Annotated in this window: 28 protein-coding genes and 1 riboswitch; of the genes, 19 read left to right on the top strand and 9 right to left on the bottom strand. The window is 62.4% G+C overall.

Annotation, left to right across the window (positions count from 1 at the left end):
* Positions 1–91: 91 nt before the first annotated feature.
* Both BUE09_RS01415 and BUE09_RS01410 read left to right on the top strand, forming a co-directional pair.
* Entirely contained in the window at positions 92–802 is a 711-nt protein-coding gene (locus BUE09_RS01415; protein WP_073298934.1) for an AzlC family ABC transporter permease, read from the top strand.
* Positions 799–1,107: an AzlD family protein gene (locus tag BUE09_RS01410; protein WP_073298933.1), complete on the top strand. Its 309-nt coding sequence runs from the start codon at positions 799–801 to the stop codon at positions 1,105–1,107. The genes BUE09_RS01415 and BUE09_RS01410 overlap by 4 nt, the downstream gene beginning before the upstream one ends.
* Positions 1,108–1,131: 24 nt before the next feature.
* Here BUE09_RS01410 and BUE09_RS01405 read toward each other — a convergent pair whose 3' ends face one another.
* Positions 1,132–2,370, bottom strand: coding sequence for a TIGR03862 family flavoprotein (locus BUE09_RS01405; RefSeq protein WP_073298932.1), 1,239 nt, complete (start codon positions 2,368–2,370; stop codon positions 1,132–1,134).
* A 155-nt stretch (positions 2,371–2,525) separates the two neighbouring features.
* Complete coding sequence (locus BUE09_RS01400; RefSeq protein WP_073298931.1) at positions 2,526–3,446, bottom strand: histone deacetylase family protein; 921 nt, start codon at positions 3,444–3,446, stop codon at positions 2,526–2,528.
* Positions 3,447–3,513: 67 nt separating this feature from the next.
* Here BUE09_RS01400 and BUE09_RS01395 point away from each other — a divergent pair, with 67 nt between their 5' ends.
* The 3 genes from BUE09_RS01395 to BUE09_RS01385 all read left to right on the top strand — a co-directional run bounded on the left by BUE09_RS01395 (position 3,514) and on the right by BUE09_RS01385 (position 5,628).
* Entirely contained in the window at positions 3,514–4,089 is a 576-nt protein-coding gene (locus BUE09_RS01395) for a GNAT family N-acetyltransferase (protein WP_143164607.1), read from the top strand.
* 82 nt (positions 4,090–4,171) lie between these two features.
* Entirely contained in the window at positions 4,172–5,041 is an 870-nt protein-coding gene (tesB, locus tag BUE09_RS01390) for an acyl-CoA thioesterase II (RefSeq protein WP_073298930.1), read from the top strand.
* Between the two features lie 32 nt (positions 5,042–5,073).
* Complete coding sequence (locus BUE09_RS01385; protein ID WP_303622663.1) at positions 5,074–5,628, top strand: HAD family hydrolase; 555 nt, start codon at positions 5,074–5,076, stop codon at positions 5,626–5,628.
* A gap of 443 nt (positions 5,629–6,071) precedes the next feature.
* Here the strand turns inward: BUE09_RS01385 and trxA are convergent, their stop codons facing one another.
* The 4 genes from trxA to BUE09_RS01365 form a co-directional block, all read right to left on the bottom strand.
* A complete protein-coding gene (gene trxA, locus BUE09_RS01380) occupies positions 6,072–6,941 on the bottom strand; it encodes a thioredoxin (protein WP_073298928.1) in 870 nt (289 codons plus the stop codon).
* A 91-nt stretch (positions 6,942–7,032) separates the two neighbouring features.
* Positions 7,033–7,563: an RNA 2',3'-cyclic phosphodiesterase gene (gene thpR / locus BUE09_RS01375; RefSeq protein ID WP_073298927.1), complete on the bottom strand. Its 531-nt coding sequence runs from the start codon at positions 7,561–7,563 to the stop codon at positions 7,033–7,035.
* 38 nt (positions 7,564–7,601) lie between these two features.
* On the bottom strand, positions 7,602–8,279 hold the full coding sequence (locus tag BUE09_RS01370; RefSeq protein WP_073298926.1) for a class I SAM-dependent methyltransferase: 678 nt from the start codon (positions 8,277–8,279) through the stop codon (positions 7,602–7,604).
* Entirely contained in the window at positions 8,276–8,704 is a 429-nt protein-coding gene (locus BUE09_RS01365) for a YbaY family lipoprotein (RefSeq protein ID WP_073298925.1), read from the bottom strand. The genes BUE09_RS01370 and BUE09_RS01365 overlap by 4 nt, the downstream gene beginning before the upstream one ends.
* A gap of 114 nt (positions 8,705–8,818) precedes the next feature.
* Between BUE09_RS01365 and nrdR the strand changes: the two genes are divergently transcribed.
* Entirely contained in the window at positions 8,819–9,286 is a 468-nt protein-coding gene (nrdR, locus tag BUE09_RS01360) for a transcriptional regulator NrdR (RefSeq protein ID WP_045424280.1), read from the top strand.
* The gene (gene ribD, locus BUE09_RS01355) at positions 9,283–10,392 is read left to right on the top strand and encodes a bifunctional diaminohydroxyphosphoribosylaminopyrimidine deaminase/5-amino-6-(5-phosphoribosylamino)uracil reductase RibD (protein ID WP_073298924.1); all 1,110 of its coding nucleotides are present in this window, start codon (positions 9,283–9,285) and stop codon (positions 10,390–10,392) included. Before nrdR ends, ribD begins: the two co-directional genes overlap by 4 nt.
* A 48-nt stretch (positions 10,393–10,440) precedes the next feature.
* Here the strand turns inward: ribD and BUE09_RS01350 are convergent, their stop codons facing one another.
* On the bottom strand, positions 10,441–11,190 hold the full coding sequence (locus BUE09_RS01350; protein WP_083380790.1) for a hypothetical protein: 750 nt from the start codon (positions 11,188–11,190) through the stop codon (positions 10,441–10,443).
* Between the two features lie 759 nt (positions 11,191–11,949).
* On the opposite strand from BUE09_RS01350, the gene BUE09_RS01345 reads away from it, so the two are divergent.
* The 10 genes from BUE09_RS01345 (at position 11,950) to BUE09_RS01300 (ending at position 19,127) form a co-directional block, all read left to right on the top strand.
* Complete coding sequence (locus BUE09_RS01345; RefSeq protein ID WP_073298922.1) at positions 11,950–12,612, top strand: riboflavin synthase; 663 nt, start codon at positions 11,950–11,952, stop codon at positions 12,610–12,612.
* Positions 12,613–12,624: 12 nt separating this feature from the next.
* Positions 12,625–13,704 (top strand): bifunctional 3,4-dihydroxy-2-butanone-4-phosphate synthase/GTP cyclohydrolase II, encoded by a 1,080-nt coding sequence (gene ribBA, locus BUE09_RS01340; RefSeq protein WP_073298921.1) that lies wholly within the window; start codon positions 12,625–12,627, stop codon positions 13,702–13,704.
* Positions 13,705–13,900: 196 nt separating this feature from the next.
* Positions 13,901–14,377, top strand: coding sequence for a 6,7-dimethyl-8-ribityllumazine synthase (gene ribH, locus BUE09_RS01335; RefSeq protein ID WP_019340068.1), 477 nt, complete (start codon positions 13,901–13,903; stop codon positions 14,375–14,377).
* Entirely contained in the window at positions 14,374–14,859 is a 486-nt protein-coding gene (nusB, locus tag BUE09_RS01330) for a transcription antitermination factor NusB (protein WP_073298920.1), read from the top strand. Before ribH ends, nusB begins: the two co-directional genes overlap by 4 nt.
* Positions 14,860–14,871: 12 nt before the next feature.
* On the top strand, positions 14,872–15,831 hold the full coding sequence (gene thiL, locus BUE09_RS01325) for a thiamine-phosphate kinase (RefSeq protein ID WP_172830732.1): 960 nt from the start codon (positions 14,872–14,874) through the stop codon (positions 15,829–15,831).
* Between the two features lie 36 nt (positions 15,832–15,867).
* The gene (locus BUE09_RS01320; RefSeq protein WP_073298918.1) at positions 15,868–16,368 is read left to right on the top strand and encodes a phosphatidylglycerophosphatase A family protein; all 501 of its coding nucleotides are present in this window, start codon (positions 15,868–15,870) and stop codon (positions 16,366–16,368) included.
* A gap of 93 nt (positions 16,369–16,461) precedes the next feature.
* A complete protein-coding gene (locus BUE09_RS01315; RefSeq protein WP_073298917.1) occupies positions 16,462–17,109 on the top strand; it encodes a retropepsin-like aspartic protease family protein in 648 nt (215 codons plus the stop codon).
* A 184-nt stretch (positions 17,110–17,293) separates the two neighbouring features.
* Positions 17,294–17,911, top strand: a complete 618-nt coding sequence (ribA, locus tag BUE09_RS01310; RefSeq protein ID WP_073298916.1) for a GTP cyclohydrolase II — start codon at positions 17,294–17,296, stop codon at positions 17,909–17,911.
* Entirely contained in the window at positions 17,908–18,327 is a 420-nt protein-coding gene (locus BUE09_RS01305) for a hypothetical protein (protein ID WP_073298915.1), read from the top strand. The genes ribA and BUE09_RS01305 overlap by 4 nt, the downstream gene beginning before the upstream one ends.
* Complete coding sequence (locus tag BUE09_RS01300) at positions 18,327–19,127, top strand: cobalamin-binding protein (protein ID WP_073299461.1); 801 nt, start codon at positions 18,327–18,329, stop codon at positions 19,125–19,127. The genes BUE09_RS01305 and BUE09_RS01300 overlap by 1 nt, the downstream gene beginning before the upstream one ends.
* 24 nt (positions 19,128–19,151) lie before the next feature.
* Here the strand turns inward: BUE09_RS01300 and BUE09_RS01295 are convergent, their stop codons facing one another.
* Together BUE09_RS01295 and dxs are read right to left on the bottom strand one after the other, a co-directional pair.
* Positions 19,152–21,017 (bottom strand): TonB-dependent receptor domain-containing protein, encoded by a 1,866-nt coding sequence (locus BUE09_RS01295; RefSeq protein ID WP_073298914.1) that lies wholly within the window; start codon positions 21,015–21,017, stop codon positions 19,152–19,154.
* Positions 21,018–21,116: 99 nt separating this feature from the next.
* Positions 21,117–21,331, bottom strand: a riboswitch (cobalamin riboswitch).
* A 213-nt stretch (positions 21,332–21,544) separates the two neighbouring features.
* Entirely contained in the window at positions 21,545–23,449 is a 1,905-nt protein-coding gene (gene dxs, locus BUE09_RS01290) for a 1-deoxy-D-xylulose-5-phosphate synthase (RefSeq protein ID WP_073298913.1), read from the bottom strand.
* A 246-nt stretch (positions 23,450–23,695) separates the two neighbouring features.
* Here dxs and BUE09_RS01285 point away from each other — a divergent pair, with 246 nt between their 5' ends.
* Both BUE09_RS01285 and BUE09_RS01280 read left to right on the top strand, forming a co-directional pair.
* Positions 23,696–24,436 (top strand): hypothetical protein, encoded by a 741-nt coding sequence (locus BUE09_RS01285; protein ID WP_083380788.1) that lies wholly within the window; start codon positions 23,696–23,698, stop codon positions 24,434–24,436.
* Positions 24,433–25,026 carry a FlgO family outer membrane protein gene (locus BUE09_RS01280; RefSeq protein WP_073298912.1) on the top strand — a complete coding sequence of 198 codons (594 nt, stop codon included), beginning with the start codon at positions 24,433–24,435 and terminating at the stop codon, positions 25,024–25,026. Before BUE09_RS01285 ends, BUE09_RS01280 begins: the two co-directional genes overlap by 4 nt.
* Positions 25,027–25,047: the final 21 nt, after the last annotated feature.

Genomic DNA, 25,047 nt, shown 5'->3' with positions numbered 1-25,047 from the left:
GCTGTCATATCGACAGCGCCCAGCTGGGGCTGGGCATCGCGCTGAGACGGGCGCGTTCTAACCTAACTCAAAGCAGGCCAGCGAGGGTCCTTTGGCAAACACGGATGCGGAACTTCAGCGCCTGACCCGAGATGACGTATGGGCCGGATTCAAGCAGCTGACGCCGATCTCGCTGTTCGTCGTGGTGTTCGGCTTGGCCTTTGGCCTGGCCGCAACGCAGACGGGCTTGACTGACCATACAAGCCTATTGATGAGCGCACTGGTGTTTGCCGGTGCGTCGCAGTTCGCGTCGCTGGAATTGTGGGGTACGCATGTTCCGGTCGTTCCGCTGGTAGTGACCGTGTTTGCCGTCAACGCGCGGCACCTGCTGATGGGCGCAACGCTTTATCCGTATCTTCGGCATTTGCCACCGGTGAAGCGCTACGCTGTCATGTTCGTCGTTTCGGATGCCAACTGGGCCATGTCCATGCAAGCCTTCAATCTCGGCAAGCCGGGGCTGGGCATCCTGTTCGGCGGCGGGCTGGCGCTCTGGACGTTTTGGGTGTTGGGCACCTGGCTCGGTATCTATTTCGGCAGCGCCATCCAGGACCCGGTCAGCCTGGGCCTGGACATGGTCATGGGCTGCTTTCTGCTGGCGATGGTCGTCGGTGGCAAGAAGGACCTGCGGATGCTCTTTATCTGGATCATCGCCGGCTGCGCATCGATGTTGGCGTACTGGTATCTGCCGGCGAACAGCCATGTGGTGGTTGGGGCGCTCGCGGGCGGTCTGTTGGGCGCGCTCTGGATGGAGAAGTCGAAGTGACCTTGGGAACTGCAGGGTCCGGTGCGCTGACCATCATTCTGATCATGGCAGTGGTGACCCTGGCTACGCGCTGGGGCGGCGTATTTGCCATGTCGTTTGTGCCCATCAACCGTCGAACCGAGCAGTTCATCAGCGCCATGTCCGGCTCGGTGCTGGTGGCGTTGCTGACCCCGATGGCGGTGAACGGAGACAACGGCGCGCGGTTGGCCTTTCTGGTAACGGCAGCGACCATGCTCTGGCTCAAGAAACCGTTGCCGGCGATTGCTGCCGGGATTATCACGGTGGCGCTGTTCAGGCAGCTCTGAGTTGCCTTGGTGGTTGCGTGCGACTCAGCGGCTCGACGAGCGATCCGCTAACCAGCCAAGCATGCCCACCGCCGCCGCACGACCGCTGGCGAAACAGCCGGTGAGCAGATAGCCGCCGGTCGGTGCCTCCCAGTCGAGCATTTCACCCGCGCAGAACACGCCAGGTAACTGGTGCAGCATCAGCCGTTCATCCAGCGCCTCAAAGGGCACCCCGCCAGCGCTGCTGATGGCTTCGTCCAGCGGTCGGGCGCGCAGCAGGATAATCGGCAGCGCTTTGATTACATTGGCCAGCCGCTGCGAGTCATCGAAGGCCTCCGCAGGCGCCAGCTCCCTGAGCAAGCCGGCTTTGACGCCGTCGAGGCCTAGCTGGCGCTTGAGGTATTTGGCCATGGACTGCGAGCCGCGCGGCTTGGCCAGTGCCCGAACAATCTTGTCCGGTGAATGATCGGGTAGCAGATCCAGCATGACAGTAGCGCGGCCGTTCTGCTCGATTGCCTGGCGGATCTCGGCCGATAGCGCGTAGACCAGGCTACCCTCGATGCCGTTGGCCGTAACGACGAACTCACCCCTGCGTGGCGCTGCACCGGCTAGCGCTAGGCTCACGGTTTTTAGCGGCGCGCCGGCGAATTTATCCTGCAGGTATTGGCTCCAGCCTTGCACTTCGAAACCACAGTTGGCAGGGCGCAGCGCAGCGATCGCGATGCCGCGCTGTTCCAGCAGCGCCACCCAGGCGCCGTCCGAGCCCAGCCGAGCCCAGCTGCCGCCGCCCAATGCGAGCAGCACGGCGTCGGCGCTGACGCTGATATCGCCATCCGGGCTAATCAGTTTGAGAGTTCCGTCAGCGTGCCAGCCGAGCCAGCGATGCCGCGTATGAATCCGCACCCCGGCGTCACGCAGGCGGCGCAGCCAGGCCCGCAGCAGCGGTGCGGCTTTCATGTCGGTGGGGAAAACGCGTCCTGAGCTGCCGACAAAGGTGTCGATGCCAAGCCCGTGAATCCACTCGCGCAGCTGCTCGGGCGTGAACGATTCAAGCTGAGGGCGAAGCGCCGTGGCACGTTCACGGTAACGCGCCAGGAACGGCTCGAACGCTTCGGAATGGGTAATGTTCATGCCACCGACACCCGCCAGCAGAAACTTGCGACCGACCGAGGGCATGCCGTCATAGAGGTCGACCGCAACGCCCGCCTGGCTCAGCACTTCAGCGGCCATCAGCCCGGCGGGGCCGCCGCCGATGATTGCGACGCGGGATTCTGGGGTGCGCATGGATAACGTGGCCGTGATTCAGGGGCGGCCATTCTAGCTGTTCGCGATGGGAAATTTGCAGCAAGGGCAGACAGAGTGGGGCGTGGGGCAGGCTCATCCAGCCGGTAGATGACACAACTGTATCCGCCGTATGGCTTGTGGTGCGACCAGCAACGTCAGCGTAAACCGTGTCTTTGCCAGGCCTTGGCGGCACTGATGTGCAGTTGCGCATGGCGCCGGGCGAGCAGCGCGCGGTCTTTGTCGTAGCCGCCGCCGATCACGCCGACCACCGGAATGTCTCGCCCCAGACAGTGCTCGATCACTGCGCTGTCACGCATGGCCAGGCCTTCGTCACTGAGCTTGAGCAGACCCAGCGCGTCGTCGCGGTGTACGTCGACGCCGGCGTCGTAGATCACCAGATCCGGCTGATACAGCGGCAGCAGATAGTTGAGCGCGTTGTCGACGACTTTCAGGTAATCCGCATCGCCAAGGCCCGGTGTCAAACCGATGTCCCAATCGCTGCGGGCCTTGCGCGTCGGGAAATTCTTTTCGCAATGCAGTGACACGGTGATGGCGTCCGGTACGTGCTCGAGAATGCGCGCTGTGCCGTCGCCCTGATGCACGTCGCAATCGAAGATCAGCACGCGGCCCACGCAGCCCTTCTCCAGTAGCGAAAGGGCCATAATGGCCAGGTCATTGAATATGCAGAATCCGGAGGCATGATCGTGATGAGCATGGTGAGTGCCTCCGGCCAGGTGACAGGCCAGCCCGTGCTGCAAGGCAAGGTCTGCCGCCAGCAGCGAGCCGCCTACTGCGCGCACGGTACGCTGCGCCAGTTGCGGGCTCCAGGGCAGGCCCAGACGGCGCAACTCCTCGCGGCTCATGTCGCCGCTGCGGTAACGGTCGACATAATCGCGGTCGTGTGCGAGGGCCAGCACGTCGGTCGGACAAAGCTCGGGGCGCAACAATGCCTGGTCGGTGGTCAAACCGCATGCGACGAGGTGATCGCGCAGCAAGCGAAACTTCTCCATCGGAAAGCGATGCCCCGGTGGCAAGAGGGGGCTGTAGTCGTCGTGGAATACCAGCGGCAGGGACATCGGGTGGCGCTCATCGAGTTCGGCAACCAGTATGCAGAGCAGGTATTTGATTCTTCAAGGAAACAGCATGGGCGAACCGATGGAACGCATTGAATTGGAAACCCCACGTCTTCTGCTTCGCGCCTGGCGTGATTCGGACCTCGATTCGCTGGCGGAGCTGTGTGCCGATCCGTTGGTGATGCGCTATTTCCCCGAGCTACTCTCACGCGATGACTGTGCGGCCGCGATGGCACGCTGCCGGCTTCATTTCGCCAGGTTCGGGTTCGGCTTCTGGGCGCTCGAGCTCAAGAGTGATGAGCGCTTTGTCGGTCTGGCGGGCCTTTCATGGTCCCGTCTGCAACTGCCTTTCTGCCCCGTCGTGGAAATAGGCTGGCGGCTCGGTCATGAATTCTGGGGGCAGGGGTTCGCGCGCGAAGCGGCGGAGGCTTCGCTGGCGTGCGGGTTCGACCGCCTGCAGCTGCCTGAGGTTGTGGCATACACCGCGGCGCTCAATGATCGCTCACAGGCGTTGATGGAAACGCTGGGTATGCAGCGACAGCCGGCCGGTGATTTCGATCATCCCAACATCGCCGAGGGGCATCCAGTACGCCCTCAGGTGTTGTATCGGATGACTGAGAAGAACTGGGCCGATATTCGCCGATAAGCGCAACCAGTGGAGCCGATACGGAGGAATCCGTAACATTGCGCGCCTGCCTCGTGCCTCGCATACATAAAGGAACTACACCATGAGCGACACCCTAGACACGCTGGTCAACCTGCTGTCGCTGGAGCGAATTGAAGAAAACCTGTTCCGCGGCGACAGCCAGGACCTGGGCTTTCCGCAGCTGTTCGGCGGCCAGGTGGTCGGCCAGGCGCTGTCCGCCGCCAGCCAGACGGTGGCGCCGGAGCGTCACGTGCATTCGATGCACGGATACTTCCTGCGCCCTGGGGATTCCCATCAGCCGGTGGTCTACGACGTCGATCGGGTGCGTGACGGTGGCAGTTTCACCACTCGCCGGGTTAGCGCGATTCAGAAAGGGCAGACCATCTTCACCTGCAGCGCTTCGTTCCAGGCGGATGAGACCGGCTTTGAGCATCAGCTGCCGATGCCCGACGTGGTCGGCCCCGAGGATCTGCTCAGCGAATGGGAGCTGTTGCACAAACTGACCCCACTGGTCCCGGCGCGGGTGGCGGAAAAGCTGCGTCGCCCAAAACCCATCGAGATCCGCCCGGTCACGCTGCAGGACCCGATCAACCCGCTGCCGATCGAGCCGGTCCGGCACATCTGGTTCCGTGCCGATGGCTCGCTGCCGGACAACCCGGCGCTGCACAAGTATCTGGTCGCCTACGCCTCGGATTTCAGCTTCATCGGCACGGCGTTGCAGCCGCACGGTGTCAGCTCGTGGAGCAAATTCATCCAGCTTGCGAGCCTGGACCATGCCATCTGGTTCCACCGCGAAGTACGTGCCGATGAGTGGCTGCTGTACTCCATGGACAGCCCCTGGGCCGGCAACGCGCGTGGTTTTGCGCGCGGAAGCATCTTCAACCGCGCCGGGCAACTGGTTGCCTCGGTGGCGCAGGAAGGCCTGATTCGCGTGCGCGAGGACTGGAAGTGAGCCTGGCCGACGCGCGGTACTGGGTATTCGACATGGACGGCACCCTGACCCTTGCGGTGCATGACTTTCCTGCGATCAAGCGGGCGCTCGCTATTCCCCAGGAAGACGACATCCTGCATCACCTCGCAGCGCTTCCGTCCGACGAAGCAGCGGGCAAACGCGCTTGGCTGCTGGAGCACGAACGCGAGCTTGCTTATGCCGCCACGCCGGCGCCGGGTGCGCGAGAGCTGCTGCACGCACTGCGCGAACGGGGTTGCACGCTCGGTGTGCTGACTCGCAACGCGCATGAGCTGGCGCTCGTGACCTTGCAGGCGGTGGGCTTGGGTGACTGTTTTGCGAGCGAAGACATTCTCGGCCGCGATGAAGCACCGCCGAAACCCGATCCGGGCGGCCTGTTGCATCTGGCACGCAAGTGGGACGTTTCACCGAGTGAATTGGTGATGGTCGGCGATTACCGCTTCGACCTGGAATGCGCCAAGGCGGCTGGCGCGCGCGGTGTATTGGTCAATCTGCCGGAAAACCTCTGGCCGGAACTGACTGACCTGCATGCCCAGGATTGCGGGCAGTTGTTGCGGTTGCTGGACTGAGAGGCGGTAGGGTGGATCGCGCTTTATCGATCCACCGAAGAGGGGTTGCGGTGGATGTAAAACATGACATCCAGCCTACGAGCCGGGGGAAATCTCTGGCCCGATTTGACCGGGTCCATGCCCCGCGATTGCATGGGCCTGTGCCTGTGCCTGTGCCTGTGCCGGTTGCTGGGCGTGTAGCGCAGCGCAGGGGACGCGGAGCGTCCAGGACACGATGACGGGTCACTGTTCGCGAGCAAGCTCGCTCCTACAAAGGCAGCGAGTCCACTTCAATCGCAACGGGTGCACGGACCTGTAGTGGCTTCGTAGGGTGGATCGCGCTTCACCGATCCACCGAGCGTTGTCACAGGTGGATGAAAAGAGCGTCATCCACCCTACGGATCAGTTCACTGCACGCCGTAGATGGCGTTGAACGGAGCGATACCCATCAATCCATCTGAATATCAATAAAGCGCCTGATACAGCTTGCGCCGGTAGGTGGTGACCAGCGGATGCTCGCTGCCGAGCAAGTCGAACACTTGCAGTAGCGTCTTGTGCGCGAGCCCTTCGGCGTAACCGCGATTACGCACGAACAGCTTCAACAGACCCTCCAGCGCCGCTTCATATTGCTGGCGGGCCAGTTGCTGAATGGCGAGCTGATAGGCTGCTTCGTCGTCCTCGGTGTTCTGGGCCAGACGGCTCTTGAGGTCGGCCACTTCGGGCAAATCATTGGCCTGGCGGAGAAAGGTCAGCTGCGCGCGGGCGCCGGCAAGCGCCTGCTTGTGCTCGTCGCCCTTGACCGCATCGAGTACCAGTTCGGCTTCGCCAAGCTCGCCACGCTCGGCCAGGCAGCGTGCGTAGAGAATCAGTGCCGCCGCGTTTTCGTTGTCTTCGGCCAGCAATTGCTTGAGCAGGTTCTCCGCTTCGCTGATGCGGCCTTCGGCGAACAGCGCCTGCGCGCTCTCCAGCAGATCAGCTTCCGGCGCGGCCGGCGCTTGCACATGTGGCTCGAGCATGGCGCGAATGGCCGACTCCGGCTGGGCACCGGCAAAACCGTCCACCGGCTGACCGTCCTTGAACAGCACGACGGTAGGCAGGCTGCGGACGCCGAAGCGCGCAACCACGTCCTGCTCGATATCGCAGTTGACCTTGGCTAGCACGAGTTCGCCCTGGTATTCCTCGGTAATCTTCGCCAGCAGCGGCATCAGCGCTTTGCAGGGCGCGCACCACTCGGCCCAGAAGTCCACCAGCACCGGCTTGTGAAAGGAGTTTTCCAGCACCAGTTGCTCGAAATTGGCGCTGGTGACGTCAAAGATGTAGGGAGTCTGGCTCATTGGAATTCTCGGAATGGGCACATGCGAAAGTAGGCATGCATGTTAAGTGGGGGCGAGGCGATTCGGAAGCAAGGGCGCGGCGGATACCCGGTTAATGCCGAGGATTCGCCAGTGACCAGCGCGCCAGTTCGCTGTAAAGCACCCCTCGTGGTGTGCTGTCGGAGCGGTACAGCCCAAAACGATCTACCGACCACTGGAATGGTCGCGGCTGGAGGTCGGGCAAGGCCTGAACCCGGCGCGACAGCGTGACGTGCGGCAGGAACGGCCGTGCATCGAGCACGACGCCGTGAGTGGACAGCGCCGCGTGCAGCTGCTCAACCAGTTGATTCAGTGGCGAGGGGCTGTGGCTGGGCGTCAGGCAGGCGAAATCCTTGCCGATCATCAGCAGCTGATCGAGCCGCAGCGTGAACACGTCGACGCGTACGCTAGCCGCAAGCTGCTCCAAACCCTCCACGGCTGCTCCGGGCTGGTTGCCGAGAAACGCCAGGGTCATGTGCAGATTGGCCAGCGCGACGGGGCGACCTCCAATCTCTTGACTGTCACGCCAGTTGCAGACGGCCTCGCCAAGGTCGGAAGGGCACTTCAGCGCGAAGAACAGGCGCAGTGGTAGCTCGGTCGGCATCTGTCCTCCTCATGAGCCTCAGGTTGCTGGGTTTCGTTTCAGCACATCGCCATGGGCACGGCTTCGCGACGAGCGTGGTAGAGGCTGACCCGGCGAAACTCTGCTGGCTCGGCCAGGTCGGGCCAGGTACAGGCGTCAAGAATGTCCAGGCGCTGATACAGCGGGTGCTGGAAATCCCGCACGCGAGAATCGGCCACCAGCGCCACCTGGCCGCGACGGAGAAACTGATCCAGCAAGGGCAGGTTGGCCCGGTCGTATAGCACATCGGCGACGATGATCAGGTCGTAGCGGTCAGCCTCGGCGAAGAAGTCATCCGAATAGTTGAGCTGCACGCCGTTGAGCTCCGCGTTGGCGCGGCACGCCGCCAGGGCCAGCGGGTCCAGATCACAGGCGACCACCTCCGCAGCGCCGGCCTTTGCTGCGGCAATGGCCGCGACCCCTGACCCTGCGCCGAAATCCAGCACGCGCTTGCCGCGCACCCATTCCGGGCGCTCGGCCAGCCAGCGGGCCAGGACCAGGCCGCTGGCCCAGCAGAAGCACCAATAGGGCGGCTCTTCGAGAATCCGCCGGGTTTCCTCGGGGCTGAACGCGCGGTCCATGTTCGCCGCGTCGATCAACCAGAGTCGGATGTCGGTGCCGGGCAAGGACTCAACGCTCAACGAGGCATCACCGAGCAGCTCGGCCAGCGCCTGTTGCAGCGCAGCGGGCGGAGTCAAGGTGCGGGCACCAGATGCAACGGGCCGAGGGATTGGCTGGCCGAGCTGCCGACCTCCACGGCGGGCAGGCGCATGATCAGTTGTCCCGAGCGGGTCACTCGCCCGCGCAGTTCCACATCCCGTCCCTTGGGGAATTTCTCGGCGTTGAACTTGAGAATGAACGGCAGTTCGGTTCCCCGACCCTGCAGTTTCACGTTGCTCAGCAGGCGGTCGGGCTGGTCACGGCGGTTGACCTCCAGCAGCGCCAGCTCGACTTCGCTGTTCACGGGAACGCCGATCAGGCTGCCGTGCAGTTCGTGCATCAAGGTGCTCGCCTGTGGCGGCTCCTCGAAGGTCACCGCTGCGGTAGGGCGCTGGGTTTGCTCACTCGAACATCCAACCAGAGCCAGCAGTAAAGCAGGCAAAACAAAGGGGCGTAACTGCACGGACGGCTCCAAAACATGACGTGGATGCGCGCCTGTATAGCAACAATCGGCTCGATTTGTCTTGCCGTCGGGATGCGCTACCATGGCTCTCCCGACGTTTGGCAGCCCTAGCCCATGCATTGTCCCTTCTGTGGTGCACATGACACCAAAGTCATCGACTCGCGCCTGGTGGCCGAAGGTGATCAGGTGCGCCGTCGCCGTGAATGCCTCGCCTGTGGTGAGCGTTTCACCACCTTCGAAACCGCCGAACTGGTCATGCCACGGCTGATCAAACAGGACGGCAGTCGCCAGCCATTCGACGAAGAAAAGCTGCGTGCCGGCATGCAGCGCGCGCTGGAAAAACGTCCGGTCAGTGTCGAACGTCTTGAAGAAGCCATCGCCCATATCAAGCACCGTCTGCGTGCCACCGGCGAGCGCGAGATCAAATCACGCGTGCTGGGCGAGCTGGTGATGGTCGAGCTGCAAAAGCTCGACGAGGTTGCCTATATCCGCTTCGCTTCGGTCTACCGCCGCTTTCAGGACCTCAATGAGTTCCGCGAGGAAATCGAACGTCTGTCACGTGAGCCGGCAAAAACCGAATGACCTCCAACGATCACGCCTGGATGGCCCGCGCGCTGCAATTGGCGCGCAAGGGGTTGTACTCGACGCACCCTAATCCGCGCGTCGGTTGCGTCATCGTCAAGGACGGGGAACTGATCGGCGAAGGCTGGCACGTGCGTGCCGGCGAACCGCATGCCGAGGTGCACGCCTTGCGCCAGGCTGGCGAGCGCGCCGCTGGCGCAACCGCTTATGTCACCCTTGAACCCTGCAGCCACTACGGCCGCACACCGCCCTGCGCCGAAGCGTTGGTCAAGGCGGGGGTTGGCCGGGTAGTCGCAGCCATGCAGGACCCAAACCCCCAGGTGGCAGGTCGAGGACTGAAGCTGTTGCATAGCTCAGGCATCGAGGTTGCGAGCGGCGTGCTGGAAAGCGAGGCCCGCGCGTTGAACCCTGGTTTCATCAAGCGCATGGAAACGGGGCTGCCTTATCTGCGTGCCAAGTTGGCGATGAGCCTGGATGGCCGTACGGCGATGGCCAGCGGCGAAAGCCAGTGGATCACTGGGCCGGATGCACGCGCCGAGGTGCAGCGGCTGCGCGCTCAATCAAGCGTGGTGCTCACCGGCGCCGACACGGTGTTGATGGACAACGCTCGGCTGACTGTGCGCGCCGCGGAGCTTCGGTTGGATGACGAATTGTCCGCGCATGCGATACAGCGACAACCGCTGCGTGTACTGGTCGACGGACGACTTCGCGTGCCGCTGGAGGCTCCGTTCTTTCTGGCCGGACCTGCACTGGTGGTGGCCAGCAGCGAAGATCAGGCAGCCCGTTATCAATCGACGGGTCATGAGCTGCTGGCACTTGCCGGTGAGACTGGTCGTGTCGATCTGCCTCGTCTGTTGCATGAACTGGCCAAGCGCGATGTCAACGAGGTCCTGCTCGAAGCAGGGCCACGCTTGGCAGGTGCCTTTGCCGCGCTGGGCCTGATTGACGAATATCAGCTATTCGTCGCCGCCAAGTTCCTAGGTTCCTCGGCGCGACCGCTCCTCGATATGCCGCTGGATCGCATGAGCGAGGCGCGCGAGCTGCAAATCAAGGATATCCGGGCGGTTGGCAACGATTGGAAAATCACCGCCGTACCGAGCGTCTGATCAGCCGCTCTATAACCGTCTGATCAACAGCGCCGTTCCGCAGAACCCTCAGTTAACCGGCTTCAGCCCGTTGTGGTCGAGCTTGGCTTTTCGCTTGTTGGTTCCCAGAAGCCGCCGTGCGACCAGGCTTTCGTGATGCGGATTGCCGAAGTGGAACAGCGCCGTGGCGCGCAGCATGGAGGGATCGCATTCATCGTTCGCATGCAGGCTTCGGTAACCCGAGAACAGGTAGAGGTTGCCCGGCTCCAGCTTCAGGCGAATCGGTTTGAGCCAGCCACGGCGCACCGCAAAAGCGACCAGCTTCTGGCTGGCGGTGTTATGCAGCACGGCCTTTTCGATGACGTTGCGCAACGCGTTGAAGCGCACGCGGCGCACGCTGGGGAAGATGATCAGATCGCCGCAGTGCTCGCCCTCGGTCGGGATATATAACGGAAGCAGCGCAGTAACGGCGGTGGCGTCGAAGTGGTAGAAGTGCGACTGCTTGAGTCCAGTGCGCCCCTGCAGGCAGCGAATGACAGGAAAGACCTGCTCCGTTGCGGCCGGCTCCCGCCCCGTCTGAAGTCGATAGAGTTCCGCCAGCGTCTCCTTGAGCGGAGGCGAGAGTGCCAGGCCTGCGATGAGGCTGCCGCCCAGCGCTTCGATGCCGTGAATGGCGAAATATTCACCGCCACGGCTGGCAGCCTGCTCTCGGATGAAAGCGCGGCCCAGTTCGAGTTGCTCGGGTGAAATGTAGTGCTCAATGACCGTGTAGCCCTTACTGTCGATTTCGGCAGCGCGTGCCGCAGCCGACGGTTCCATAGCCGTAACCTCTGACATACCCATCCCTCGTGGCACATGTGAAGGTTCGGAGCGTTCGTCCTGATCGTGTCCTGGTCTGCGCGATGGATCTGCAACTGCGAGCGGATCCTGGCTCGGCGTATCGGTACGAAGAATGCGGGCGTGACGTTCCTTCCTGATCGTCTGCATTGCATGGGTGCAGTTGGCGCGCCTGCGCGTGGCCCGCTGCGATGCGTATGGACAAACAAGCGCAACGCTAGTTGCGATGAATTTGAAAATCTTTGCTCGCCGAGCGGGAAGTCAAACAGTTGTTTGTCAGCTGCAGAACCGGCGTAACTGTGGTAAAAACTGCGCCGGGCTTTAAGCGGCCCACGTTCTCAGGGCGGGGTGAGATTCCCCACCGGCGGTAATGGCGTAGCTACAAATGTTGAAAGCGTAGCGAGCGCGGGGCAGGCAAGGCGTGATTTGACGAGAAGGCGAGCTTTACGGCAGTAAACAAGACTGCGGTAAATGAGCATTTCGAGGAGGATTACAACGCAGCATGCTTCGGGCGCAGTAGCTTTCGATCACGTCTAGCCCGCGAGCGCTTGTCTTGGACAAGGTCAGCAGACCCGGTGTGATTCCGGGGCCGACGGTATAGTCCGGATGAGAGAGAGCGGGATGCCTCGACGGGCGCCTTTCGTGCGCGCGTCCACTCCCTATCGATCTGCAGCGCCCTGTTTTATCCAAAACAGGAGTTCGTCATATGCATCGTTTCAACAGCCTTCCACGGGAGGCCGCATGTTCACAGGAATAATCGAATCCATCGGCACCATTGGCGCGATGACGCCAAAGGGCGGCGACGTTCGCGTACTGGTAGAGACCGGCAAGCTGGACCTGGCCGACGTCAAGCTCGGCGACAGCATCGCGGTTAACGGCGTCTGCCTGACCGCGGTCGAGCTGCCGGGCAACGGCTTCTGGGCCGATGTCAGCCGTGAGACGCTGGCGCGTACTGCATTCGTTGATCTCAAGACCGGTAGCCGTGTGAATCTGGAAAAGGCCCTGATGCCGACCAGCCGGCTCGGCGGGCATCTGGTCAGCGGTCACGTCGATGGGGTTGGTGAAGTGGTGGCGCGTGAAGAAAACGCCCGCGCCGTGCAGTTCCGGATTCGCGCACCGCGCGAGCTGGCCAAGTACATCGCGCTCAAGGGCTCGATCACCGTTGATGGCACCAGCCTGACGGTCAACTCGGTCAATGGCGCCGAATTCGAGCTCACCATCGTCCCGCACACCCTGGCCGAAACCATCATGGTCGACTACCGCCCCGGGCGGCAGGTGAATCTGGAAGTGGACCTGCTGGCGCGCTACCTCGAACGCCTGCTGATGGGCGACAAGGCGGCTGAGCCCAATGCATCGGGCCTGACCGAAAGCTTCCTGGCCGAACACGGCTATCTGAACAAGTAAGGAATGGCCACCATGGCTCTGAACACCGCAGAAGAACTGATCGAAGACATCCGCGCCGGCAAGATGGTCATCCTTATGGATGACGAGGACCGCGAGAACGAGGGTGACATCATCGTCGCCTCCGAATGCGTGACTGCTGAACATATCAATTTCATGGCCCGTTTCGCCCGCGGTCTGATCTGCATGCCGATGACCCGCGAACGCTGCGAAACCCTGCAGCTGCCGCTGATGGCGCCGCGTAACGGCTCCGGTTTCGGCACCAAGTTCACCGTTTCCATCGAGGCGGCAGAAGGCGTCACCACCGGCATCTCGGCCGCCGACCGCGCGCGAACCGTGCAGGCCGCCGTGGCGAAGAATGCCGTCGCCGAGGATATAGTCAGTCCAGGTCATATCTTTCCGCTGATGGCCCAACCCGGTGGCGTTCTGGCCCGCGCCGGTCACACCGAAGCGGCCTGCGACCTGGCTCGTATGGCCGGGCTTGAACCGTCCGGCGTGATCTGCGAAATCATGAATGACGACGGCACCATGGCGCGTCGTCCAGAGCTCGAAGTCTTCGCCGAACAGCACGGTTTGAAGATCGGCACCATCGCCGATCTGATCCACTACCGGATGATCCATGAGCGCACCGTCGAGCGGGTATCCGAGCAGCCGCTGGAAACCGAGCTGGGCCAATTCAAGCTCGTCACCTACCGCGACGGCGTGGAAGACACCGTACACATGGCGCTGACCCGCGGTGAGATTTCGCCAGAAGAGCCCACGCTTGTCCGTGTGCACAACATGGAGCCGCTGCGCGACCTGTTGATGGTGACGGTGCCGGGTCGCTGGAGCCTGCGTGCGGCGATGAGCGAAGTCGCCAAGGCCGGCAGCGGTGTGGTCCTGCTGCTGGGTAATCCATTGACCGGCCCGCAGTTGCTGGCCCAGCTCAACCGCCAGCATTCACCAAGCCCCGCGACCTACAGCACGGTCGGTGCCGGCTCGCAGATTCTTCGCGACCTCGGGGTGCGCAAGATGCGCCTGATGAGTTCGCCGATGAAGTTCAATGCGATATCCGGCTTTGATCTGGAAGTTGTAGAATACCTGCCCGCTGAGTAAGGGCCGCCGCGCTACTGCGCTTGGACATACTGCGTTGAAAACAGGCGAGGCTTGCTCGTTTACAGACGATGCTTCTGAATTGAAAGCATCGCCGCCTCACCTGTCTCGCCTTGTCTGTCCTGCGCTCGCTACGCGCTGCTCCGCCGGGCTGCCTGAACGCCCACAAGCTCTTTAACGCTATATGAGATTTGTTTCCATGACACTGAAGACCATCGAAGGTACCTTCATCGCCCCGCAGGGCAAGTTCGCCCTGGTCGTTGGCCGCTTCAACAGCTTCGTTGTCGAGAGTCTGGTGAGCGGCGCCGTCGATGCGCTGGTGCGCCATGGCATCGCCGAAGACGCCATTACCATCATCCGCGCGCCGGGTGCCTTCGAGATTCCGCTGGTGGCGCAGAAAGTTGCCCAGCAGGGCGAGTACGACGCGATCATCGCCCTCGGCGCGGTGATCCGTGGCGGCACCCCACACTTCGAATACGTGGCTGGCGAATGCACCAAGGGCCTGTCGCAGGTTTCCATGGAATTCGGCGTGCCGGTCGCCTTTGGCGTGCTGACGGTCGACTCCATCGAACAGGCGATCGAGCGCTCCGGCACCAAAGCCGGTAACAAAGGCGCCGAAGCTGCACTGTCCGCTCTGGAAATGGTGAGTCTGCTGGCGCAGCTGGAGGCCAAGTGAGCCTTAATCACGACGACAGTCAGGACGCCCCGCAGCCAAAGGCCAAGGGCAAGATCGCGACGCGCCGTGTCGCGCGCAGCCTGGCGATGCAGGCGCTGTATCAATGGCACATGGCAGGCCAGAGCCTCAACGAAATCGAGGCGCAGTTTCGCGTCGACAATGATTTCTCCGGCGTCGACGGCAGCTACTTCCATGAACTGCTGACTGGCGTCGCGCGTGCCAAGACCGAAGTCGACGGCGCCATCGTGCCGCATCTCGATCGCCCGCTCGAAGAGCTCGACCCGGTCGAACTCGCCGTTCTGCGCCTGTCCGCCTATGAGTTAATGCATCGTATCGACGTCCCTTATCGGGTGGTGATCAACGAAGGCATCGAGCTGGCCAAGGTGTTCGGCGCCACCGACGGACACAAGTTCGTCAACGGCGTGCTGGACAAGCTGGCGCCCAGCCTGCGCAGTGCCGAAGTCAGCGCACACAAGCGCTGACCCTTCCGCCTGATGGATGAGTTCGAGCTGATCCGCCACTACTTCGCCGCCGCCGCTTGTGCCAGGGTTGGCGGCGATGTTGCGTTGGGGATTGGTGATGATTGCGCGCTGCTGAGCGTTCCGGTCGGTGAGCAGCTGGCCGTCTCCACCGACACGCTTGTTGCTGGTGTGCATTTCTCCGACCCATGTGATCCCTATCTACTTGGTCAGCGCGCGTTGGCCGTATCGACCAGCGATCTCGCCGGAATGGGCGCGACGCCCATTGGTTTCACGCTGGCACTGACGATTCCTTCCGTTGATCCCGACTGGTTGAGCGCGTTCGCCCGTGGTCTCGACACCATGGCTGCTGGCTGTGACATGCGCCTGATCGGCGGCGACACCACACGCGGTCCGCTGAGCGTGACGCTGACGGTATTCGGGCGCGTGCCGGTAGGCCAGGCGTTGTTGCGCAGCGGCGCGAAACCCGGAGATCTGCTCTGCGTGGGTGGATCGCTTGGCGACGCCGCCGGGGCTTTGCCGATTGTGCTTGGCGAGCGGGAGGCGGACACCGCCGAAGCGGCAGCGCTGCTGCGGCGCTACTGGTCGCCGCAACCTCAGCTCGCGCTCGGTCAGGCGCTGCGGGGCAAGGCAACCGCGGCGTTGGACATTTCCGATGGCTTGTTGGCCGACTGCAACCATATAGCCACTGCGTCTTCTGTTTCGCTGGTAATCGAGCAAGCCCGGGTGCCGCTGTCGGATTCGCTGCTGCGTTTCGCCGGGACTGAGCAGGCCCTGCAATGTGCCTTGGGGGGAGGAGACGACTATCTTCTGGCGTTTACCTTGCCGGCAGATGCGTTACCGAGCATGCAGTCCGAAGGATGGCCAGTTCACGTCATTGGCCATGTGGAGGTGGGAGAGGGCGTTCGGTTGGTTGATGCTGATGGGAGGTCTGTGGGCATCGGCCATCCAGGCTACAACCACTTCACCAGCTGAGCCGCCGACGCTCGAACTAACAATGAGGACAACCGTTTGACCGATTCTCTGCAGCCTGCCGCCGAACCGATCCCGCATTCGGTGTGGAGCAATCCGTGGCATAACCTCGCCTTTGGTTTCGGCTCCGGCACGCTGCCGAAGGCGCCCGGCACCTGGGGATCTCTTGTGGCGCTGGCGTTCGTGCCGTTGTGGCAAATGCTGCCGGAGTGGGGCTACGGTGCGCTGATCCTCGCCAGCATGCTGTTCGGCATCTGGCTATGCGGCAAGGTCGCGCAAGACCTGGGCGTGCATGATCATGAAGGGATCGTCTGGGACGAGTTCGCCGGCATCTGGATCACCTTCTGGTTGGTTCCCACAGGCTGGTACTGGTTGCTGCTCGGTTTCGTCGTGTTTCGCCTGCTGGATATCCTCAAGCCCTGGCCGATCAGTTGGGTCGACCGACAGGTTCACGGCGGGCTGGGCATCATGCTCGACGACATCCTCGCCGGATTTGCTGCCTGCGGCGTTATGCATATCGCAGTGCGGCTGCTGGGCTGATTCGATTTGCGGCGAAGCTGTGCGTGGGATCGCTGCAATGCCGGGACGTCGCGTGAAAGAATGCGTCCCGCCCTGATTCGAGGAACGCCACTGATGCACCCCGTTGCCTTGCTGTTCGCCGCTGGCCTTTCGCTCGTCTCGCTCGCCGTCACGGCTGCGCCACGGGTACAGGTTGTCGGCCTGTTTCCTGGTGCTGCTGTGTTAAATGTCGATGGACAGCGTAAGCTCGTGCGGGTCGGTCAGGTGGGGCCGGGCGGTGTAGAGGTGGTAAACGCAGATTCGAAAGGCGCAGTTCTGCGGGTAGACGGCGTCGAGCGCAGTTATAAGCTTTCCCGTGAGCTGAGTTCAGGGTTCGCCGAGCCCGAACGACGTCAGTTGAGCATTGCTCAGGGGCAGGGTGGCCATTATTGGGTGGCCGGCTCGATTAACGGCCAACCGGTGCAGTTTCTCGTCGATACCGGTGCCACCTCGGTAGCGATCAATGAAATCCAGGCGCGGCGCCTCGGCATCGACTACCGGGTCGATGGCCGGCAAATCGTCGTCGGCACGGCAAGCGGCACGGCCAAAGCCTGGCGGGTCAACCTCAGCAGCGTGAAAGTCGGTGCGATCGACGTGCTCGGGGTCGAAGCCGTTGTGGTGGAAGGCGGCTCGCCTACCGATGCTCTGCTCGGAATGAGCTTCCTCGGGCGAGTCAGCTGGCGCGAGGATCAAGGTGTGTTGAAGCTGGAGTCGAAGATTTAGGAAAACCGATAGATGTGCTGGAAGCTGATGGCCGAAAACTGATGTCCGGCTGTTGGGCGGTGGAGCCAGAGTTAAATAACGTTCACAGGCGGAACGCTGTCCAGCCTCCAGCGCATCTTCACCTCACCCGGCGGCAAGTGCTGCTGTTACAATATCCGCTTTTCCGCCTTCTGGAGTTTCTCCGGTGTCTGTCGTGTTCGTCGCCGCTTCCAAATTGCCGACGCCGTTCGGTGTGTTCACCATGCATGGTTTTCTCGATCAGGACACCGGCAAAGAGCATGTCGTACTGACGTTGGGCGATGTTGCCGATGGCAAGCCTGTGTTGGGTCGTCTGCATTCTGAATGCCTGACTGGCGATGCGCTGTTCAGTTTGCGCTGCGATTGCGGCTTTCAATTGGAGGCCGCACTGCGGGCGATTTCCGAAGAGGGGCGTGGCGCGCTGCTCTATCTCCGCCAGGAGGGCCGTGGCATCGGTCTGCTGAACAAGATCCGCGCCTACGAGTTGCAGGACGGCGGTGCCGATACCGTCGAAGCCAACGAGCGCCTTGGCTTCGCGCCTGATATGCGCGATTACGCGATCTGTCTGCCCATGCTTGAACATCTGGGCATCGCCGAGATCAGGCTGATGACCAACAACCCGCGCAAGGTCAAGGCGCTGCAGGGCTTCGGTATTCGTGTCGCCGAGCGCATGCCGCTTCAGATTGCCCACAATCCATATAACCGCGAGTATCTCGCCACCAAGGCCGGCAAACTTGGCCATATGCTCGGTGAGATTCATCAGGGCGAAGCCGAGCAGTCGTGAGTCGTACGGCCGCTCGCCGCCAGCTTTATTGCGATGGCTGGCTGTTCCTGTTGCTGATTATCGTCCCCGCGCTCATCAGCCGCCAGCTTCCCGAGCTTGCCGGCCGTTTCGGTGAGTCGCTCGCCTTGCCGCTGTTCATCATCGGCCTGGCTGCGCTGTTTTTCAATTTGCCCCGCTTCACAGCCTATAAACACGCCTTGATTGCCACCGAGAAGAAATTGGGTACCGACGGCGAATCGTCGGCGTGGACGACGCTGCGTGCCGTCCGGTTGCGGGCACTCGGGATCGCAGCGCTACCGGCCTGGCTGGCGGCGATCGGTGCGCCGCTCGGGCTTGAACCTGTCGCACAGCTGCTGCTGGTCTGTGGCAGCCTGGCGCTGCTGGTGCTCTATCGCGTTCCGCGTCAGCTGCAATGATGCGAGCGCTGACATTGGTCGTGGCGTTACTGCTTTCCTCGATGCTTGCCGCATCCGAGCGGGTCGTCAGTCTTGCACCCTCGCTCAGTGAAACCATGCTGGAGCTGGGCGCCGACGATCTGCTGGTGGGTATGCTCGACGGTGGCGAGCGGCCCGACGCGCTGGCCGGTGTGCCATCCGTCGGGCGTCTCGGCCAGCTGGAAATGGAAACGTTGCTGGCACTGCAGCCAACGCTGGTATTACTACGGCCGGACAGCATCAGCCACGCACAACGTGACCAACTGACGCAGTTCGGCATACCGGTGCTGGTTGCTCAACCGGTATCGCTGGCGCAGCTGACCGAGCAGTTCGAACTGATTGGCGAGCGGGTTGGGCGGGCTGAACAGGGTCGGGCGCTCGCGCGACGTTTCGAACAGGGGCTGGCTCAGTTGCGGCGGCGCTACCACCGTGAGCAACCGTTTAGGGTGTTCTATCAGATCTGGAACCGCCCGCTGTATACGCTCGGTGGCCGACAAATCATCAGCGATGCCATCGAAGTCTGCGGCGGCCGCAACGCGTTTGCGGATCTGCAACTGCCCGCGCCGCAAGTCAGCATCGAGTCGGTGTTGTCGCGCAATCCTGAGGTGATTCTGGCCGGTAGCGGCGCTCAGCTATCCGAATGGAAGGCCTGGCCACAGCTGGCTGCGGTGCGCAAGGGCCAGCTGTGGGAGGTGCCGGACAAGGGTCTGGAGCGCCCGAGCTTCCAGATGCTCGATGCTATCGGGAAGCTCTGCGCGGTGATGGCGCAGGCGGCACCCTGAGCGAGCGCCGCCGCCGAGGGTATGTTACAGCGCGGGTGTCCAGATGACTGCGAGCAAGCCGGTGCGGCCCTGTTCGCGGTAACCATAGACACTGTCCATGTCGGCGAAGGTGCGTTGGTACAGCGCCTGGTGGTAATCCTTGTCCAGTACGTTCTCCAGCTTGGCTTCCCAGCGCAGTTCGGGTGTGGCCTGCCAGCTGGTGCGCAGGTCCAGTACAGCGTAACCCGGAATCGTGCTGCGCTCGGACTGGAAATTGGCGTTGACGGGGCCATCATCAAAGCGTTGGCTGAACGCCTGCCAGGTCGCTCCGACGCCAATCGCGCCGAACTGGCGGTCCAGGTCAAGGCTCAAGGTGCGCTTGGCACGACGTGGCAGCACCCGGCCGCTGTTCCGGTCGCGTGGATCGATGATGCTCAGTCCGAGACTGGCTTGCCAACCCAGCAGCTCACCGGCCGCGCTGGCCTCGAACCCGTTGATTCGAGCGTGGTTTATGTTTTCGATCTGACGACCGCCCCACGCGATCATGTCTTCAACGTCGGTGCGGTAGAGCGAAGCTTCGAGCAGCGTACCGTTGAAATCAGCGCGCCACTGCAGCTCGTAGGTCTTCGAGGTCTCCGGTTCCAGGTCCGGGTTGGGTCCCCAGGCGGGTGGCGCGTAGAGGTCGGTGAAGGTTGGTGCGCGAAAGCCTTCGCCATAGCTCAGTATCCATCGCTGCGATTGGCCGACCGGCAAGCTGAAGGCTGCGTTCCAGCTGTTGTGGCTGCCGAACTGCTGGTTGTCATCGTGGCGTAGGCCCAGCTCGGTACCGAAACCGTCCCCCTGATAGCTGTGCTGGGCGAAGAAGGCGAGATTGTCGCGGCTGTCTTCCTGATAGGCCGTGGTGGCATCCAGGCGATCCTCGTACCAGTCGGTCCCGAGCGCTAGTTGCTGTTGTTCGGTGAGCGAGAAGCGGTTGATCCAGGCGGCCGAGTGGCGGGTGGTTTCCAGCAGGCTGTCGTTATAGGCCGAGTCCACCGCGCGGTTGCGGTCGAAGCTGCGCCCCAGCTCCAAACGGCTGTTCCACGCATCGCTCAGTTGCCGGTCCAGATAGCCGCTGTAGCTGCTGACTTGAAACTCATCCTGAGGTGCGCCGGGGGCGAATTTGTAGGCGTCGTCGTACTCATTCTCGCCGCGCTGGTCGTTGAGGCTCAGGCCCGCCCTCCAGTTGGTGTCGAACTGGTGATCCAGCTTCAGATGCAGGGCCCTGGTGCGCTGGCCATCGTCGTCGCGGTCGGCGCCACGCTCGTCACGGGTGGCATCGAAGCCCTCGCGCTCATCGAGGCTCGCGCCAAGGTGCACGCGGGTCTGCTGGGTTCCGCCAGACAGGCTCAGGCTGCGTTGGAAGGTGTGGTCGCTGCCGGCGGCCAGGCGTACTTGCGGATTCAGGCCCGGCTCACCGCTGCGTGTGAAGATCTGGATCACGCCACCGATGGCGTCGGCACCGTAAAGCGACGAGCGAGGACCGCGGATAACTTCGACGCGTTCGATATTGTCGATGGCCAGATAGTCGAGGCGGGCGAAGCCACTGGTCGAAGAAGCAATTCGCTGGCCATCTACCAGAACCAGTGTCTGCGCTGTGCTGGTGCCGCGCACGGATAGCTGAGGTACCCCGCCGGCGCTCGAAAAGCTGATACCGGGTACCCGGCGAAGGAGCTCGGGCACGCTACGCGCTTGTAGTCGCTCGATGTCTGCCCGGGCGAATACCGTACTGGCAGCGGTGGCCTGCATGCGTGGTTCGGCCTGGCGGGCCGAGGTAACGAGCATGCTTGGCAGCTCATGACTGGTATCGGCGGCAAGGACTTGTGCACCGGGCAGCAGCGCCACAGCCAGCGCGAGACGGGATATTTTCATCAGGATCAATCCTCAAAAGAACGGAGCTTTTGAGGAGGGCAGGAACAAGCGCAAGGACAGACACAGACAGCCGCGCTTGACGGTGCTGCCCTCCGCAACACCAGTCGAATCCGCCAGGCCGGTCTCCGGGCTATCGACACGCACCCGGCTCGCCTTCCCATGCAGAGCACAGTGGCGGTTGAGCGGGCGGTGATCCAAGGGATCACGGTCGATTACCGTTGCGGGGGCAGCGCCGGCCTTGCTCTTGCGAGCGCACCGGCTTCCCGTTTAATGCGGACCTTGCGGTCGTGCACACCTGGGCGGATCAGAAATCGCGGGAACCTTAAGGGCTGCTCGGAAGAAAGACAAGCAAAGCGCGCGGTGTGTCGAGAAAGTTTTGCGCGAGGGGATGTCTGATCAGGTGTGGCGGGAAGGAGCGTTGGCATACGAACGAGCACCCGCTTGAGGTTGGGGTGTGATGGGTTTGGCCTTGCCGAGCAAGGCGGCGAGGCGGCGCCGGGTACAGGCGTACCCAGCGCAACAGCTCGTCAGAGCTGAGCCAGCCGGGTGCGGACCGCCGCTTCGATACCCGCGGCATCGAGCCCGCATTCCTTGAGCATCTCGCCGGGCTTGGCGTGCTCGACGTAGTAGTCCGGCAACCCCAGGTGAAGGATTGGCTTCTGCAGATTCGCGTCGGCGAGGAATTCGCCGACGGCACTGCCGGCCCCGCCCATGATGCTATTTTCCTCGATGGTCACCAGCAGTTCGTGGTCATCGGCCATCTGCCGCACCAGCGCCTCGTCCAGCGGTTTGACGAAGCGCATATCGACCACGGTGGCGTCGAGTGCTTCGCCGACCTGCAGCGCTTCGGCCAGCTGTACGCCAAAGACCAGCAAGGCGACCCGGCGACCGCTGCCGTTACTGCCCTGGCGTCGCACTACGCCTTTGCCGATTTCCAGCGGCTCGAGGCCGGGCTCGATCGCGGCGTTCGGCCCGGCGCCGCGCGGATAACGCACCGCCGCGGGGCCTTCGAAGTGATAGCCGGTGGTGAGCATGCGGCGCATCTCGTTTTCGTCGCTGGGCGTCATCACCAGCATGCCGGGAATGCAGCGCAGATAGGACAGATCGAAGCTGCCGGCATGGGTCGGACCGTCTTCGCCGACCAGGCCGGCGCGGTCGATGGCGAACAGCACGTCGAGGTTCTGCACCGCGACGTCATGGATCAATTGATCGTAGGCGCGCTGCAGGAATGTCGAATAGATCGCAACCACCGGCTTGGCGCCTTCGCAAGCCATGCCGGCCGCCAGGGTCACGGCATGCTGCTCGGCGATGGCCACGTCGAAATAACGATTTGGATAACGCTCGCTGAAGTCGATCAGGTCGGAGCCTTCCTTCATCGCCGGGGTGATGCCGGTCAGGCGCGGGTCGGCGTCGGCCATGTCGCACAGCCATTGACCAAAGACGTTCGAGTACTTGGGACCGCTGGGCTTCTTCGGGGTGACCGGACCGCCCGCGGGCTCAAGTTTGCTAATGGCATGCCAGGTAATCGGATCGACTTCCGCCGGAGCGAAACCCTTGCCTTTCTTGGTCACCACATGGAGAAACTGCGGGCCGGGCAGATCGCGCATGTTGCGCAGGGTCGCGATCAATGTCGGAAGATCATGGCCGTCGATGGGGCCGATGTAGTTCCAGCCAAGCTCCTCGAACAGCGTGCCGGGGACCAGCATCCCCTTTGCATATTCCTCGGTGCGGCGGGCGATTTCCCAGGCGCCCGGTAGGCGTGACAGGACCTTCTTGCTGCCTTCGCGCATGCTCGAATAGGTGCGGCTGGAAAGAATTTTTGCCAGGTAATTGGACAGGCCACCTACATTGCGGGAGATCGACATGTCGTTGTCGTTGAGCACGACGAGCATGTCGGCGCCGACTTCAGGCGCATGATTCAGGGCCTCGAAGGCCATGCCGGCGGTGAGCGCGCCGTCGCCGATCACGGCAATGGACTTGCGCTTCTTGCCCTGCAAGCGGGCGGCTATGGCCATACCCAGTGCGGCGCTGATGGAGGTACTGGAATGGCCGACGCCAAAGGTGTCGTACTCGCTCTCGCTACGGCGTGGGAAGGCAGCGATACCGTCCTTCTGGCGCAGGCTTTCCATGCGCTCACGGCGCCCGGTGAGGATCTTGTGCGGATAGGCCTGATGACCGACATCCCAGACCAGACGGTCTTTCGGCGTGTCGTAGACGTAGTGCAGCGCGATGGTCAGCTCGATCACGCCAAGGCCGGCACCGAAGTGCCCGCCGGTCCGGCCCACGCTGTAGAGAAGATCCTGCCGCAGCTCGTTGGCGAGTTCTTCAAGTTCCGCTTCGCCCAGCCGGCGCAGCTGCTCGGGCGTGGCCGCGCGATCTAGAACGGGCGTCGCAGGGCGGACCCGAGGAATCTCATGAAACGTCTTGGGCATCAGGCGAGTCGTTTTAATTGAAAAAAGAGCGGCAGTTTAACCGAAAAAGCCTTCCGGCTTTAAACGAGCAGACGATACCGGACAGTCTGCAGCGAACCGTTCTTCAACGGTGGCCCTGCCATCTGATGTCTTAAGTTCTTCCAAGCTTGGCCGATAAGCGGCGACATGCGCATGCCACTATTGCGCAATCAGATCTAAGGCTTTTCGCCAGGAATCGTCAGTCGTCGCTGAATATGGAATGTTTTGATGGGTAAGAGACTTGTGTCAACAGGCGCCGCGCAGATATCGCCTGTCTTGCGGTCGCGACGGTTTGCCGTAAATGTCGGGCTGCTCAGCGCCGCGCTGCTCTGCGCAGGCTGCCGGGCGCCTTTTACGCCGGTTCCGGTTGCGGTCAACTTTCCGTATGCCAAGCAGGAAAAGCTTCAAGCTGCGTCTCACTGGCAATTGATCGCCGAGGACACGGCCAGGCAACTGATTCGTTCGCTACCCGACGATCGTCCGCTGTATGTGAATCAGCCTGATACGCAAAGTCCGTTCGCGCGGGTGTTCAGCCAGCAACTCATCAGCTCGCTGCTGAGTGTCGGCTATCCGGTCCACAAGCGCGACAGTGGCAACGTTCTGGTTGTGGATGTAACCGCAGAGCCGGTGCGCTTTTCGCCCAACCGTCTGCAGTATCGGTATGTCGGCACGGCAACGACGCTGACCAGCGGACTTTGGGTGCTGCGCAATATTTATCGCAACGTATCGCCCGGGGCTGCCATGGTCACGGCTGCGGTAGCGCTGGATGCGGCGCAGTGGTATCACGCGGAGTTTGCCAAAGGGCCAACACCTGAGATCGAGCTGGTCGTCAACACGAGCGTATCGGACCGGGACCGTTATTACGCCCAAGTTTCCAATGCCTACTACACGGTCGATCCCGAGTGGCAGCTATATGCGCCCGGCTGGGCCGGAGTCGATATTCCGGTTATCGGAGGTGAGAGCAAATGACCATTCGAACATTGTGGGTCGCCGCTTCACTGCTGGGCTGCCTGGTACTGCAGGGCTGCGGCGTCTCGCCGACCCGATCCATCGAGGCAGGGGCGCCGCCCAGCAATCCGCTGGTGCGAGAGAACTACCGTGCTGCCGAATCGTTATTGGCGCAGTTGCGCTACCGACTTCCGCTCAAGCGGGGGGCGATACTGATCGGAACGCTGGTTAATACTGATGCCTTGGACCGCTCCTCCACCTTTGGCCGAATAACGACCGATCAGATCTCTGCACGCTTCACCATGGCCGGCTATCCGATGGTGGAAATGAAGCTGCGTAACCGGGCCTACATGCTCAAGGACCAGGCCGAGCTGATGCTGAGTCGCGAGGTCGGTGAGTTGGTGACGAGCCACAACGCACAGGCTGTGGTGGTGGGAACCTACGCGGTCAGCCGCGACCAGGTGTACATCAACCTGAAAGTCATCCAGCCGCAGCGAGGTATCGTCCTGGCCGCGCATGATTACACCCTGCCACTGAACGATGAAAACCGCCTGCTTCTGCTGCGCGGGTGGCGCAATACCGCATGGCCGGCCACGTATCCGGCTAGATAGGTTGGCTATTGATCGAGCGTA

Origin of the sequence: Stutzerimonas xanthomarina DSM 18231 (assembly GCF_900129835.1) — a bacterium.
GTDB classification, from domain to species: domain Bacteria; phylum Pseudomonadota; class Gammaproteobacteria; order Pseudomonadales; family Pseudomonadaceae; genus Stutzerimonas; species Stutzerimonas xanthomarina.
The sequence above is the reverse complement of the archived record's forward strand: the minus strand, read 5'-3'. Positions and strand labels throughout refer to the sequence as shown.